General features: G+C 43.3%; 13 protein-coding genes. 12 read left to right on the top strand and 1 reads right to left on the bottom strand.

Annotated elements, in window-relative coordinates:
- Positions 1 to 138: 138 nt before the first annotated feature.
- The 12 genes from IYN85_RS20135 (at position 139) to IYN85_RS20080 (ending at position 12291) form a co-directional block, all read left to right on the top strand.
- Positions 139 to 1029: a carbohydrate ABC transporter permease gene (locus IYN85_RS20135; protein WP_196160740.1), complete on the top strand. Its 891-nt coding sequence runs from the start codon at positions 139 to 141 to the stop codon at positions 1027 to 1029.
- A gap of 31 nt (positions 1030 to 1060) precedes the next feature.
- Positions 1061 to 1930, top strand: coding sequence for a carbohydrate ABC transporter permease (locus IYN85_RS20130; protein ID WP_370592234.1), 870 nt, complete (start codon positions 1061 to 1063; stop codon positions 1928 to 1930).
- A 5-nt stretch (positions 1931 to 1935) separates the two neighbouring features.
- Positions 1936 to 3069 carry an ABC transporter ATP-binding protein gene (locus tag IYN85_RS20125; RefSeq protein WP_196160739.1) on the top strand — a complete coding sequence of 378 codons (1134 nt, stop codon included), beginning with the start codon at positions 1936 to 1938 and terminating at the stop codon, positions 3067 to 3069.
- A gap of 19 nt (positions 3070 to 3088) precedes the next feature.
- On the top strand, positions 3089 to 4372 hold the full coding sequence (locus IYN85_RS20120; protein WP_230390881.1) for an ABC transporter substrate-binding protein: 1284 nt from the start codon (positions 3089 to 3091) through the stop codon (positions 4370 to 4372).
- 383 nt (positions 4373 to 4755) lie between these two features.
- Positions 4756 to 5514 (top strand): 2-dehydro-3-deoxy-D-gluconate 5-dehydrogenase KduD, encoded by a 759-nt coding sequence (kduD, locus tag IYN85_RS20115; protein ID WP_196160760.1) that lies wholly within the window; start codon positions 4756 to 4758, stop codon positions 5512 to 5514.
- Between the two features lie 14 nt (positions 5515 to 5528).
- Complete coding sequence (locus IYN85_RS20110) at positions 5529 to 6482, top strand: sugar kinase (RefSeq protein WP_196160738.1); 954 nt, start codon at positions 5529 to 5531, stop codon at positions 6480 to 6482.
- Positions 6479 to 7117, top strand: a complete 639-nt coding sequence (gene eda, locus IYN85_RS20105) for a bifunctional 4-hydroxy-2-oxoglutarate aldolase/2-dehydro-3-deoxy-phosphogluconate aldolase (RefSeq protein ID WP_196160737.1) — start codon at positions 6479 to 6481, stop codon at positions 7115 to 7117. Before IYN85_RS20110 ends, eda begins: the two co-directional genes overlap by 4 nt.
- Positions 7118 to 7134: 17 nt before the next feature.
- Positions 7135 to 7485 carry a cupin domain-containing protein gene (locus tag IYN85_RS20100; protein ID WP_196160736.1) on the top strand — a complete coding sequence of 117 codons (351 nt, stop codon included), beginning with the start codon at positions 7135 to 7137 and terminating at the stop codon, positions 7483 to 7485.
- 15 nt (positions 7486 to 7500) lie between these two features.
- Positions 7501 to 8136, top strand: coding sequence for an RpiB/LacA/LacB family sugar-phosphate isomerase (locus IYN85_RS20095; RefSeq protein ID WP_196160735.1), 636 nt, complete (start codon positions 7501 to 7503; stop codon positions 8134 to 8136).
- Between the two features lie 194 nt (positions 8137 to 8330).
- Positions 8331 to 9113 carry a DNA-binding transcriptional regulator KdgR gene (gene kdgR / locus IYN85_RS20090; protein ID WP_196160734.1) on the top strand — a complete coding sequence of 261 codons (783 nt, stop codon included), beginning with the start codon at positions 8331 to 8333 and terminating at the stop codon, positions 9111 to 9113.
- A gap of 215 nt (positions 9114 to 9328) precedes the next feature.
- On the top strand, positions 9329 to 10660 hold the full coding sequence (locus IYN85_RS20085; protein WP_196160733.1) for an MATE family efflux transporter: 1332 nt from the start codon (positions 9329 to 9331) through the stop codon (positions 10658 to 10660).
- Positions 10657 to 12291: a pectate lyase gene (locus tag IYN85_RS20080; protein ID WP_196160732.1), complete on the top strand. Its 1635-nt coding sequence runs from the start codon at positions 10657 to 10659 to the stop codon at positions 12289 to 12291. The genes IYN85_RS20085 and IYN85_RS20080 overlap by 4 nt, the downstream gene beginning before the upstream one ends.
- An 815-nt stretch (positions 12292 to 13106) precedes the next feature.
- On the opposite strand, the gene IYN85_RS20075 is transcribed toward IYN85_RS20080, so the two are convergent.
- Positions 13107 to 14594 carry a polysaccharide lyase family 1 protein gene (locus IYN85_RS20075; protein WP_196160731.1) on the bottom strand — a complete coding sequence of 496 codons (1488 nt, stop codon included), beginning with the start codon at positions 14592 to 14594 and terminating at the stop codon, positions 13107 to 13109.
- Between the last annotated feature and the right edge of the window lie 65 nt (positions 14595 to 14659).

Genomic DNA, 14659 nt, shown 5'->3' with positions numbered 1-14659 from the left:
ACTCCATTCTAAAATAACACAACCATGAAAAATTAAAATGAAATAATGTTTTAAAAATATTGATGCGGGTATTGCAAAAAAAAGATAAACGCATAAGATACGTCTCGTTGTTCATAAAAATAATTCGAGCCAACATTTATGTATGAAAATCAGAAGTTAGGGCTTGCTTACATAAGTCCCTATATAATTGGGTTGATCGTCTTTACGGCATTCCCTTTTATATCGTCATTAATCATAAGCTTTACTGATTATGACCTCATAAACACACCTTCCTTCGTTGGGTTAGACAATTACGCTTACATGGTTAGTGATGACACTTTCTATAAGTCATTAGGAGTCACTTTCGCGTATGTGTTTCTAACAATTCCATTGAAATTATCCTTTGCTCTGTTTATCGCGTTCGTTTTGAATTTTAAATTACGCGGAATTAAGGCATTTCGCACGGCTTACTACATACCTTCCATATTAGGATCGAGCGTGGCCATTGCTGTGCTTTGGCGCGCGATATTTTCATTGGATGGTTTGCTCAATACCTTTATAGGGTATGTAGGAATCCCACCCGTTGCGTGGTTAGGGGAACCTCACTTTGCTATGTTGTCTGTCACGCTTTTGCGTGTCTGGCAGTTTGGCTCGGCCATGGTGATATTTTTGGCTGCGTTGCAAAGTGTTCCTCAATCTCAGTATGAAGCTGCGATGATTGATGGGGCCTCCAAGTGGCATATGTTTACCAAGATTACTATTCCACTGATTACTCCCGTTATCTTCTTTAACTTCATCATGCAAACAACCCAAGCATTTCAAGAGTTTACGGCACCCTATGTAATAACAGCAGGTGGGCCCGCTAAGTCGACTTATCTGTTCTCGCTTTATATTTATGAAACGGCATTTAAATATTTTGATATGGGGTATGGCAGTGCGCTGGCATGGGTGTTGTTTGTGATTGTCGGTATATTCACCGGCATTTCATTCAAGTCGTCGAAGTACTGGGTGTTTTATTCTGGCGATAAAGGTGGAAAAAATGGCGGGTGAAAATATGTCTACTGTCAGCGCATATAGCGCTATGCAAATTAACAAAGAAGTGAAACGTACACTTCGAAAAGAGCGGATTAACTCCTACTTTCGCTACTTCGTACTGATACTGACAGGAATTTTTATGCTGTATCCGTTGGCTTGGATGATTTCTGCGTCATTTAAGCCAAATCACGAGATATTCACTTCAATGAGCTTGATTCCAAAAGATTTTTCCTGGGATGGTTTCATTAATGGTTGGAAAACGGGAACCGAATATACTTTTGGTCGGTTTTTCTTGAATACTTTTATGTATGTCATACCAAAAGTTATTTTAACGGTAATCTCGTCCACCATTGTTGCATTTGGTTTTGCACGGTTTGAGATACCATTCAAAAAGTTTTGGTTTACCACGCTGATAGCAACCATTCTACTGCCGCAGTCGGTCTTATTGATCCCCCAGTACTTGATGTTTCGTGAAATGGGGATGCTCGACAGTTATATGCCGTTATATCTGCCGATGGCATTTGCGACCCAAGGTTTCTTCGTATTTATGTTAATTCAGTTTTTGCGAGGATTACCTACGGATATGGAAGAGGCCGCAATGATTGATGGTTGTAATTCGTTTCAATTGCTTTGGTACATCATTGTACCGATATTAAAACCAGCAATTATTTCGGTTGCCTTGTTTCAATTTATGTGGTCAGTAAATGACTTTTTAGGGCCACTTATTTACATATCGAGTGTCGAGAAGTATCCAATTGCACTCGCGTTAAAACTTTCAATAGACGTCACAGAAGCGGCCAATTGGAATGAAATTCTGGCCATGGCCTCTATCGCTATTGTGCCTTCCATTGTTGTTTTCCTGATTGCGCAGAATTACTTCATCGAAGGAGTAACTGCTGGTGGAGTTAAAGGGTAAAGATTATGGCAAACGTAACTTTTGAGAAAGTCACCAAGGTCTATCCAAACGGTTTTGAAGCTGTACATGGTATCGATTTAGAAATTCGCGACGGTGAATTTATGGTCATGGTTGGTCCTTCGGGTTGTGCGAAATCTACAACACTTCGTATGTTGGCCGGCCTTGAAATGATTTCAGGCGGAAAAATTAACATCGGCGATACGACTGTTAACAATTTGGCGCCGAAAGATCGTGGTATAGCAATGGTGTTCCAAAACTATGCGCTGTATCCGCATATGACTGTTCGTGAAAACTTAGGTTTTGGTTTGAAACTGGCGCGCTTAGAAAAAGAATTGATTGATGAATACGTTAATGAAGCGGCGGAATTGTTAGAGATTACTCCGTTGCTTGATCGCCTACCAAGGCAACTTTCAGGAGGTCAAGCACAACGAGTTGCAGTAGGTCGTGCCATTGTTAAGAAGCCGAGCGTTTTTCTTTTCGACGAACCATTGTCCAACTTAGATGCAAAACTCAGAGCTTCTATGCGAGTGAGGATATCAGATTTACATAAACGCTTGAAAGCAAGTAATCAGCCTGCGACAACAGTTTATGTGACACATGATCAAACTGAAGCGATGACTATGGGTGACCGAATTTGCGTGATGAAAGACGGTTATATTATGCAGGTAGATACCCCCGCTAATTTGTACAAGTTTCCTGCGAATTTATTTGTTGCAGGTTTTATTGGCGCTCCAGAAATGAATATGGTTGAAGCGCGGTTTATCAAGTCGGAAGACGGTGCAAGTCAATTACGTTTTTCAGATCAGTTAGTATCCATTAATGAACGTAAGTCAAAGTCTATAAGAGCAGAACATGAGGAAATTGTTATATTCGGAATTCGTCCAGAGTTTATAAATTTGGCGACAGAAGAAACACCGAAAGAGCAAATCCTTACTGGAACAGTTGTGCGGCTGGAAAACATGGGCTCAGAATTCTACGTCTATCTGGACGTCGCGGATCAATCTCTTTGTGCTCGCATTCCTACTGCAATTGTCGAAGAGCATTTACTGGATGCTGAAGGTAAAGATGTTGATGTATTTCTAGACATTGAACACTGTCATATTTTTAACAAAGAAACCGAAGAAAACATTTCACTTTAATGTGTAAGAGGAAAAAACAATGATAAAAAAATCCATGCTTTGTTTATCGATTAGCGTAACCCTTGTGGCAGGTGCTGCGACCGTGCAGGCTGACGAATTACGATTCTCTTGGTGGGGCGGAAACTCCCGCCATGAAGCAACCAATGCGGCCGTGGATGCCTATGAAGCGGCAACGAACTCTGTTGTAAAGACCGAATACACCGGATGGGGTGGCCATCTGGAGCGTTTAACGACACAGATTGCTGGTAAGACTGAACCAGACTTAATGCAGACAAACTGGAATTGGTTGCCCATTTTCTCACCAAAGGGTACAGGCTTTCGCGATCTTCGAGATTTTTCCAGTCAATTGGACTTATCTAACTTTGATGAGTCTGCACTAGCACTGGGAACTATTAACGGTAAATTAAATTCCCTTCCGGTATCGATGGCTGCTCGTATTTTTTACTATAACAAGGATACATGGGCTGCTGCTGGCTTAGATTACCCCGGAACTTGGGATGAGTTAATGGCAGCAGGTCCCGTATTCAAGGAAAAACTAGGTGATGAATATTATCCTTTAGTCCTTGAGGGCCGTGATGTTATGGCAATGAACCGTTCTTATATGGTTCAGAAATATGGTATCCCTATGATCGATGAATCTAAGCGTAGTTTCGCTTACTCTGAAGATCAAATGGTCGAGTTCTTTACATTGTATGCGGACATGATTAAGAACCATGTAGCGCCAAGTCAAAAGTATATATCTTCTTATGGAGCAGCCAATCTCTATGAGCATAAGCCATGGATCAACGGCGAATGGGCTGGTCTCTATATGTGGAACTCTGCTATTAACAAGTATGGTGACAATTTAAAGCCTCCAATGACCATGGCATTGGGCAGCTACCCGATTATGGATGGGGCTGAAAGTTCAGGAATTTTCTACAAGCCTGGATTGATGTTTTCAATATCTAAAAATTCAGAACAACCTGAAGAAGCTGCTCGGTTGTTGAACTTTTTGCTGAATGAAAAAGCTGGTATCGAAATTATGGGTTTACAGCGCAGTGTTCCGCTGAATTCATATGCGCGTGAAGTTCTGGCGGCAAACGGTACTTTAAACAGTTCTGATTTGACAGTAGCGGGCTTAGTTCAAATAAATCAGTTGGTTAAAAAGATTCCGACCTCTGGCTACTTCGAAAACCCTCAGTTAGTGTCGCTGTTCCAGGAAAATATTGAACAGATTGATCACGGTCAAAAGACTGTAGAAGAAGCCGCTAAAGATTTCTACAAGCAAGGTCAGCGTATTTTGCGCAAGGCCATCAAGGATTAATTCCAGTAAGGCCGAAGTTTACTTCGGCCGATTGTTAAAAATAGATAAGGTGGCTTGATAAGAAGGTTGCCGGCGTGTTTTTGAGCGGCGCTTTTATTCTTAGCTAGGGATAGTATTTGGCCGTAAAAATGTATCTACGACGCTGGTACTTGTGAAAAAAAGTTTTCATACCAAGGCGAAAGCTAGCGATGAATGGTATGGAGTAGAGACTAAACACCAGAAATAAATGGGTCTAATTTAAATAACTAACCAAATTCAGTAAAAAGATATTGATTGGTTTCGATTGTACTGGTTTCAGTTGTCAACAGTTTTCACTAAGAGAGAGTGAGCTATTTTAGAAAGGCGAAGTGCGACGTGCACGGAGAGTCAGGAGTGATATGTCAATGTTAGAGTTATTTAGTTTAAAAGGCAAAGTTGCGATCGTTACCGGATGCAATACAGGCCTAGGTCAAGGGATGGCAATTTCACTTGCTGAGGCCGGTGCCGTGATCGTAGGTGCGAACCTTTCTGAGCCAACCGAAACGATAGCGCTTATGGAAGAAAAAGGGTTGACGTTTCATAGCGTAATTGCCGATATGAGTGATTCAGAGGCTCCAGCAAAGATCATAACGGAGGCTGTTAATAAATTTGGTAAGGTTGATATATTGGTTAACAATGCAGGCATTATTCGTCGTGCTGATTCCATTGAGTTTTCAGAAAAAGACTGGGACGATGTGATGAATGTTAACATTAAATCTGTGTTTTTTATGTCGCAAGCATTTGCTCGACAAGTGTTGCGGCAGGGAACACCCGCAAACATTATTAACATCGCATCAATGTTGTCTTTTCAAGGTGGTATTCGCGTACCGTCCTATACCGCTTCGAAAAGTGCTGTCATGGGTGTAACTCGTTTGTTGGCAAATGAATGGGCAAAAGATGGCATCAATGTGAATGCAATTGCTCCGGGTTATATGGCAACCAACAACACACAAGCTCTACGTGAAGACGCCGAACGTTCAAAAGAGATTTTAGGTCGGATTCCAGCTGGTCGTTGGGGACTTCCCAGTGATATTGGAGGGCCCGCGGTGTTTTTAGCATCAGAAGCATCACGCTACATTAATGGCTATACCGTTGCTGTAGATGGTGGTTGGCTTGCTCGTTAGTTCAAGGTACGGGAATGAATAATTACGAGGGTAGTAACCATCCATCTATCGCCTGTCTTGGTGAATGTATGATTGAACTGTCTGGGCAGCGATTTGGAGAGGTTAAACAGGGCTGGGGCGGGGACAGCTACAATACTGCCGTCTATCTTCGTCGTTTGCTGCCAGACTCTATTTCTGTTTCTTACCTGACCGCAGTGGGTGATGATCCACTCAGTCAGGAATTAGTTAACCGCTGGCAATCAAATGGCATCGATACCAGGTACGTTAAGACTATCAGCGGAAAAACTTCTGGAATTTACCAAATTCTTGTCGACAGCAAGGGTGAACGTCGTTTCGTTTATTGGAGAAATGACTCGGCTGCGAAGTATCAGTTCGATGATCGCTCAGCAACCGAAATTGCGCGAGAACTCTCGAGTTTTGGATGGGTATATTTATCGGGTATTAGTTTGGCTGTATTGACTGATAAGGGGCGAAGCAATTTGTTAGCTGCGTTGAACTTGTATCACCAACAAGGCGGGCGAATTGTTTTCGACAGTAACTATCGATCCATTTTATGGGAGAGCAAAGCGGTTAGTCAGAAACTCTACCGAGAGATAGCAAAAATCTCCGATATCGCATTACTAACTTATGATGATGAGCAGACACATTTTAACGCAACCAGTACTTCAGATGTCTTTAACGTCTGGTACTGTTCCGAGGTGGTGATTAAGCGTGGGCACCAACCCTGTCTTATTCGTTTCGAAAATTCGATAGTGGAAGTTGATGCAGAACATGTTTCTAGCGTTGTAGATACAACAGCAGCGGGAGATTCATTTGGTGCGGGGTATATTGCAGGTCGGGTGATGGGGTGTTCAGTTGCGAGTGCTGCGAGTCTTGGTCACCAAGTTGCTGCTCAGGTAATTCAATATCCCGGGGCTGTTATTCCGGAAACTGCAACTGCACACATAAAAATGGGGGATTTCGTTTGAGCCTATTAATAGATGAACTCTCCAAGCATCGTTTGGTACCGGTCATCGATTTAGATGATGTTCACCTGGCCGCTTGGTTAGCTGACTTGCTTGTTGAGCTAGAATTGCCGGTTGCTGAAGTGACTTTGAGGTCTAAATCGGCCATCGAGGTGTTGGGTGCGATGAAAACTCGCCAGCCCTCGTTGCTAGTCGGTGCTGGGACAGTGTTAAGTCCACAACAATCGGATGAAGCCAAAGCCGCAGGTGCAGATTTTATGGTCAGTCCAGGATTGAACCCTAAAGTGGTCGAGGCGGTTTTAAAAAATGATATACCGATGATTCCAGGTGTTAACAATCCGTCTCAAATTGAGCAAGCGATGTCATTGGGCTTGTCTGCCGTGAAATTCTTTCCTGCTGAAGCTTCTGGTGGGGTAGGGTTTTTGAAGGCAATTCTGGCACCGTATCGAGAATTAAAGGTAATGCCAACAGGTGGAATTAATCTTTCAAACATCCGTAGCTACCTTGAGCTGCCACAGGTATTTGCCTGTGGCGGAAGCTGGTTCGTCAATAAAAACTTGATCGAGTCTGGTGACCGATATCGTATCGGTGAGATGATCATTCAAGCGAAAATGTTAATTCATCAGATTGATTCGTGATTAAGAAGGGTAATTATATGTTTGTACATAATTCGGAAGTTAAACTAGAAGATTTAGGTGATGGAGTTTCTCGTAAAATCATGGCTTATAGTGACAAAATCATGGCCGTTGAAGTGTATTTCGAGAAAGGCGCTGTTGGCCCGTTGCACAGCCATCCGCATGAGCAGCTGACCTATGTGTTGTCAGGTGAATTTGAATTTACGATTGGCGATGAAACCCAGGTCGTCAAGGCTGGCGATGTCTTGTATAAGAAACCGAACGTTGTTCACGGTTGTGTCTGTAAAGAAAAAGGTGTGCTTCTGGATAATTTCACGCCAATGCGTGAAGACTTTCTGGAAGCGGGCAACCCATACGCAAAAACCAAATAATTGGAGTTACATAAAATGAAAATCGCACTCATGATGGAAAACAGTCAAGCGGCTAAAAACAAGACTGTTTTGAATGAACTTGTCTCGGTTGCGGAGCCACTTGGCCATTCCGTTTTTAACGTCGGTATGAGTGATGAACATGATCATCATTTGACTTATATACATTTGGGAATTCAGGCTAGTTTGCTATTGAACTCTCAAGCCGTTGACTTTGTGGTGGCAGGATGCGGTACAGGTCAAGGTGCTATGATGTCGCTCAATTTGCATCCTGGTGTTGTTTGCGGCTACTGCTTGGACCCTTCGGATGCGTTTTTGTTTAACCAGATAAATAACGGAAATGCGTTAGCGTTAGCTTTTGCGAAAGGTTATGGTTGGGGTGCTGAGCTGAATGTTCGCTATATTTTCGAAAAAGCATTCGTCGGGGAGCGAGGGCAAGGTTATCCGCTTGAGCGAAAAGAACCACAAGTCCGCAATGCGGCTATTTTGAATGAAGTAAAAGCGGCTATTGTTAAGAATGATTATCTAGATACCTTAAGGTCAATTGATCAAGAGCTTGTTCGCACAGCTATACAGGGTGAGCGTTTCCAAAAGAGTTTCTTTGAAAACTGCCAGAACAAAGAAATTGAACAGTATGTTCGTTCTTTACTGTAGTACGAGTTAATGGATTCCTGTGAATCCTTCATCACCGAGTCTGCCAGTCATCTGACTGGCTTTTTTGTCCTTTTCTGTAGCGAGTTTCAGGTTAATTTTAACATTTCGCGAATTTAGGACGGTATCCGCGTGGCTTTTTGGAATGGTAGGTTTTATAATTTTCGAAACACCAGTGCAAAATTAGTAGAACGTCTATGGATAATACCCAAAACACGCAGATAGAGCCTGTTTCTTCTGTCTTAAAAGTTTTTAATATTCTGTCTGAATTGTCTGAGCATAAGTCGATCGGAGTGTCTGATCTTTCGCAGAAGCTGATGACATCTAAAAGTACTGTCTATCGATTCTTACAGACTATGAAACTGTTAGGATTTGTCAGTCAGGAAGGTGAATCAGATAAATACAAACTAACCTTGAAACTCTATGAGTTGAGTTCGAAAGCGTTAGAGTATGTCGATTTAATTGGAAGTGCCGATTTCCAAATGCGCGCAATTGGTGAAGCGACTAAAGAAGCTCTCCACTTAGGTACCATCGATTCAGACCAGATCGTCTATATCCACAAAGTTGATTCTCAATACAATTTGAGGATGCAATCGGTCATTGGTGGCCGTAACCCACTATATAGTACCGCCATAGGCAAGGTGTTGTTGGCTGACCGATCCGAGGAAGAGGTTCGCTTTATTCTCTCAAACACCGAGTTTGTGCAACACACAGAAAATACACATAAAAACGTCGATGAGCTGCTAGCAGAGCTTGCGGTGGTTCGTGAGCAAGGCTACGGCGAAGATGTTGAGGAACAAGAGCCAGGGTTAAGGTGTATTGCGACACCGATATTTGATCGTTTTGGACGTGTTATCGCAGGAATGAGTCTTTCATATCCGACGCTACGGCATACCGAAGAGAAGAAGCAGTCCTATATCGAGATGCTAAAGAGAAAAAGTAATGCGGTTTCTATTGAACTTGGTTATAACGGAGAATAGCACCCAGACGTACCCAGTTCTTAAACCGCCGGTTGGCGGTTTTTTTATGCATATTACAAAGGAATCGGTAAATTAAGTTTGAGCTGTTTTACTGCGTGTTTGACGCATAAACAACGCCTTATACCCGTCTTTTCAGTTGTCATAAAAATTGCCATATCAGAAACAATGACATAAAATGAAACGTGATTTCAATTTAAATGGGACGGCTGTTTTCTTTGTATCTGAATCGTGAGTTGATCGCGAAAAACGCATCACTGGCATGGCCTCTCGCTGTAAACTCTATCCTTGTTCAATCAATGACGTTGGTGGACGTTCTACTGATCGCTTCGTTGGGTGATGCCACTATTTCTGCGTTAGGTATCTCTACTGCAATTATAACTTTCATAATTGGTTTTCAATACGCACTGGCTAGTGGGACACAGTTGCTATTAGCGCGCTTCGTTGGAGCTAATCAGCATAGAGAGGTCGCCGTTCACTTCCTTTGTGGTCTGTTGATTAATGGTTTTTTTTCGTTCTGTGTTACGGCGGTACTTCTCACAAACCTCACACAAGTATTGGATGTAGTATTGACAGAAGGCGCCGTACGAGACGAAGCGTTTAAGTATCTCTTCATCGTGATGTGGGTTCTGATTCCCTCATCAGCAACTCAAGTCATGATTGTCTTTTTCAATGCCAGGGGGGAAACCCGCGTCCCGCTTTTGGGGTATTTGATAGAGATTCCCGTTAACTTCACAATAAGTCTTATTTTTATTTATGGGTTGATCGGAGCCCCAGTCTTGGGGCTCACTGGGGCGGCCATTGGGAGTGTGTTAGGAATAAGTGTTCGACTGATTTTTCTATCGAGTCGTATTATGCGAGAGAAAACCAGATCGGTTTTCTACAAAGTATCAGCGCTAACATTAAAAACAGTTAGGGCGCACTTAGTGGAGGTTATGCCTATCGCCATTAACTTTTTTATGCTTTCCACTGGTGCGCTTCTTTATCAATTCCTGTTTGCTCAGCGGAGCGTCAACGAATACGCGGCTATTGTTTTGGTCTTCCCGTGGATGCAGCTGGGGGCTCAGTTCGTGACTGCTTGGGCTCTCGCGACTTCCATCCATGTCAGTCAAATGCGAGGACGAAATGAACTGTCCAACATACCTGAATTTACAAACCAAGCTATAAGATTTGCCATGTTGCTCGCTGTAACTCTGTGCTTTCTTTACTTGTTGTTTAGTCAGTTGCTCCCAGTTTTTTATTCTAATCTGAGTACACAAACGTTAATAAGTTTGGCATCAATCGCGCCTGTCTATATTCTTGTGCCACTTGTTCGAACGTATAATGGACTCTGCGGTAATACGTTGCGCGCGCTGGGTGCCAGCTCCAAAGTTTTAGCCATTCACTTTGTGACTCAATGGATTGTCGCGTTGCCGCTCCTGACTCTCCTGATATTTTTTAACGCCAAATTATCATGGGTTTTTAGTGTAATTTTAGTTGAGGAATGTTTAAAGGTTCCAATCTTCCGAAATAGTATCAAGTATAAAAATGAAGAGCTTTCAAAATCATGAACACGTTACTAAATGAACTGATCTGGTATGCCAATCGAATTATTGAGAATTTTAGGGATCCATACCATGGTTCGCCTTTGTTTTTCGATGGTTGTAATTCAGTTTCTGGCCAGCCAGTTGAATGGATAAATTCTGACGGTCAGTCGTGGGAAGTGTCGAATATCGCCAGTCAACAAAACTTGTTCCGTTTTTTTGCCGGTCTATCTGTCATTACCGGAGATGATAAATACGTTGCTGCTGCCAAAAGTGCCATTCAATGGCACTTTGATCATTCGGATAGTAGCGGGCTTGTTCATTGGGGTGGCCATTGTTTTATCGATATGAAAACCCTGGTGATTGTCGGTCCTGAGAATAAAAGAAAAGTACATGAACTGAAACATCATTGCCCATTTTATGAGTTGATGTATGAAACGGATGCTACCGCGACTGAGAAGTTAATAAAGTCGATATGGAACTCACATGTGACCGACTGGGACACCCTTGAAATGTCCCGTCATGGTCAATTTGGTTTAGATTTTGATGCTGAGAATCTTTGGAAACATAAGCAAACATTAACACTGGAGCCTCTACGAGAAATGAACGGGCTATCCTTTGTTAACATTGGAAATGATCTTACCTATGCCGCCGGCATGATGTACTCGCTGACTAATGATACTGGCGCTTTATCATGGGCGAACTTCTTAATGCGTCAGTATGTAGAAAGCCGCCATCCAGAAACTCAGTTGGGCTGCTATCAATACAACCGGCCCGCCAAAAAAGGGGAGCCGCCACTTAGCGAAGATCATCCGCAGTACACATTTTCATTTTGGGGTGACCGAGCCCAGCGCCAATTCGGTGCTGAATATGGCGATGTCGCCAAAGAAGCCTGGGTCTTGTTTAAAATGGACGAAGAAGCGCTAAATGGTCCGGAAGGAATTTACGGAGACTGCGCTTATACTCAAACGGTATTGGCGAGAAGGCTTGGTCAGAGTGGTCAGCAGCTGTTGCAGTGGACGACAGAGGGGCTCGAAGCTTGGGCTCACTATGCCTATGATGCTCAGACCAATGAAATTAAACCTATGTTTGCTGATGGAAAAGATTTAACGGGCAAAGTTATTCCAAGGACCGGTTATTACGGTAAAGCGGGATTGCCATTTATTCGACGCAAACTCCCACCTCATGTTTTTTTGGCTTACGTTACGAACTGGGCGGTTTGCCGAAGCGAAAAAATCTATGATGTGGTTTGTCAGATGGCTAAACATTTTGACCTTGGAGATTGGCAAGAATGCAATTTGAAGGTCAATCTAGAGACGGAGAACGATGGCGAACTGTTCTTGTTTGCTGCACTTGAAATGCATAAATCAACCAACCATGGTGACTTCCTCAAGCTTGCACATAAGTTGGGTGCCAACATACGCAAACGGAGTTATCACCGTGGGCTCTATTTAAAAAGCAAGCAGCACGCGTACTGTCGGTTTGATGATGTCACTCCGTTAGCGCTGCTATCACTTGTCGCTGCTGAACGAGGTTGTGCTGATGCTATCCCAGAATATCGAAGCCAAGGTGGATATATTCACGGGGAAATGAAAATGTCAGATGGCAGTATTAAGAATACAATGGACGTTAAGGATATCTACAATCAACTGTGTTGATTCTTTGAATCAGAGAATGCCAATAATCTTTCCTTTGCCGTTTTAGGGGCATTTCTCGCTAAAGCTAAATTGGTCGCCATACTGTTTTGTTACACCCTGCGCCGTCGGTTTTCAACGGATCGAAATGGATCTGGGGTTCTGTGAAGAGCGGACTTGGAACAGCGAAACGATCCTGGCATATGAAACTTTCTATAAGCAGATAGTTTCTCTGGCTGAATACCCAAGGTACCTCGAATTTAAAAAGCGCGCCGGAAGTGGCCGCTCAATTTACCAAGCTGCCTAGGGACCTCTGCGAAATTGCCATATATCTAGGCGGATGCAGAGATTCGGAAGTTTTTACGCAAGCTCTGCAGACAGCTCATTATCTTAACAAATGACTCAGCAACGAAATTTGCCATTTCAGCCCCGCCCTCAGGGTCCTTCAGATCGATGACTGAGCTTTGTTGTGTATTTTGAAAAGGACTCGTCATTCTCTGCAACACACGCCTCGCTCATCCTTCGATCTGATAGGACTAAGTGATTTGAAGTAATCAGAGCTGTCCTAGTGTCCTGAGTCGGAAGTTCGTATAGTTTCAGAGCTAATGGAATGCGCTAGTACAAGGCGCTCTTTGTAGAGAATATCGAGATCTTTTCAAGAAGAGCAACGCCGTAGTAGTGTTTACCATTAGCTCCCTTCGGGCGGGACATTCAAGCGCTCTAGCGTTGTTCTGTCTCTTGTCAATAGAATAACCATTGACTGCGAGAGACGCCTAGCTATAAAGCTTGAATGGCACGCCGAATACATGTGAACTTCAGACTCAGGTCACTAGCTCTTACTATAATTTACCGGCACCAGCGTGACGTTTTACAAACCGTTCAACGTCTTCTGTCGGAAGTAGATTATTCTCACCATATAAATTTGGAGTCCAACCAACCTCCGCAGACATAGGCTTACCGCTTGCTTCATTAGCTAACTGGAGTAAATCGACAGGCACTCCATTAAACCAAGAGCCCGAATCAAAGAAGACTTCACCTTTCATATTGCTCACTGCGTTCGCTGCCGAACCATTTTCAATGAAGAACACATTATTTTCACTGTAGATAGCTGAGTTGATACCCGCACCTAACACATTGCGTACAACATTATGCTTTGGAGCGATGCTCAAAGAATTCAAGTGCGCCTCGTAAGAATTGTTGCCAGTTCCGGCCCCCAGTGCGTTGCCCACAAACAGGTTGTTGTAGCTATGTACTTTTCCGTAGCGTACACGAGGCATACGTTGGCCAACATTTTCGAAGAAATTGCTGTGCAGGGTCACTCGAAGGTGACCCTCATCCTGAGTTTTCTTGTCACTGTTACCAATCAGTATCGCCTTGTCATGATCGTGGAAATGGCTGTTGGAAATGGTTATCAGATCGGCTTGGTTCGTAATATCGATTAAACCATCATGGTGTTGAACTTTTTGCGTGATTTCGTTTTGAGGGAATGGATAAATTGGCGGAAATTGATCGTCGGTTCGATCCCCATCAGAGAATGTACATTGGTCAATCCAAATTCGAGTGGCACCGCTGATCGAAATTAGGTCGTATTCTGCATTCCAGCGACCACCTCGACACTTTTGTGGACCTACGTCGACGTTCTCGTATACATCTTGACAGCCAGGGTAGCTGGTATCGACTTTGAAACTGTCACCTGGATCCCACGCCGGGAAGTAGTCAAAAGCATCTTGAAAATTTATATTTCGAATAATGACGTTTTCCGTACCAGAACCTATCGATAGTGTTCCTTTGATGACCTTTGCGTCTTTACCGAGTCCAATCAGTGTCGTGTTGGAAGGTATTGACACAACAATATGGGCTTTTTGATTTGCTGCAGATGCTTTACGTGCTTCTTCCTGCTCGCCCGTCAGTTTGCGCAGCGGACGCCCTTTTACTAACGGATTTATATTCCATACCGCTGGTGCGTAAGCGTCTTTGTAAGCTTCAAATTCGTAGGGTGCGACTGCATAGTCCGCTTCCGTTAACTCCTTGCCTTCGTCATCGCTTGAAAGGTTGATGGTTCCCTTTATCTGAATGATTTTGGGTTCATTACCGGCAAGAGATAAAGCGTCGACAAAGGCTTTGCGCGAATCAACGGTGAAGATTAGCTCCTCAACGGCGTTACTACCACCGGTAACCGACCCTTCTAAAAAAGCCCAACCATCGCTGGGGTGTAATGTTTCTTTTGCGTATGGAGATTGTTCGTTTTGAATAAGGCCGAATTGGGCACATCCTGCTGCTAAACAGAGGGTTAGAGAGGCAGCAGTGATGTTTAGTTTCATGTTCATGGCGACTCCTTGAACTGAGGTTAACCACAGAACGGTCACCGTTTTTTTGTAATTGCATTTTGGTT

It is taken from the genome of Reinekea sp. G2M2-21 (assembly GCF_015687175.1).
Lineage (GTDB): Bacteria > Pseudomonadota > Gammaproteobacteria > Pseudomonadales > Natronospirillaceae > Reinekea.
This window is presented reverse-complemented; position numbering and strand designations above follow the sequence as displayed.

Bases quoted from the DNA above. Each gene is read 5' to 3' on its own strand.
- IYN85_RS20135 (WP_196160740.1), top strand. From the start codon at position 139: ATGTATGAAAATCAGAAGTTAGGGCTTGCTTACATAAGTCCCTATATA.
- IYN85_RS20130 (WP_370592234.1), top strand. From the start codon at position 1,061: ATGCAAATTAACAAAGAAGTGAAACGTACACTTCGAAAAGAGCGGATT.
- IYN85_RS20125 (WP_196160739.1), top strand. From the start codon at position 1,936: ATGGCAAACGTAACTTTTGAGAAAGTCACCAAGGTCTATCCAAACGGT.
- IYN85_RS20120 (WP_230390881.1), top strand. From the start codon at position 3,089: ATGATAAAAAAATCCATGCTTTGTTTATCGATTAGCGTAACCCTTGTG.
- kduD (WP_196160760.1), top strand. From the start codon at position 4,756: ATGTTAGAGTTATTTAGTTTAAAAGGCAAAGTTGCGATCGTTACCGGA.
- IYN85_RS20110 (WP_196160738.1), top strand. From the start codon at position 5,529: ATGAATAATTACGAGGGTAGTAACCATCCATCTATCGCCTGTCTTGGT.
- IYN85_RS20100 (WP_196160736.1), top strand. From the start codon at position 7,135: ATGTTTGTACATAATTCGGAAGTTAAACTAGAAGATTTAGGTGATGGA.
- IYN85_RS20095 (WP_196160735.1), top strand. From the start codon at position 7,501: ATGAAAATCGCACTCATGATGGAAAACAGTCAAGCGGCTAAAAACAAG.
- kdgR (WP_196160734.1), top strand. From the start codon at position 8,331: ATGGATAATACCCAAAACACGCAGATAGAGCCTGTTTCTTCTGTCTTA.
- IYN85_RS20080 (WP_196160732.1), top strand. From the start codon at position 10,657: ATGAACACGTTACTAAATGAACTGATCTGGTATGCCAATCGAATTATT.
- IYN85_RS20075 (WP_196160731.1), bottom strand. From the start codon at position 14,594: ATGAACATGAAACTAAACATCACTGCTGCCTCTCTAACCCTCTGTTTA.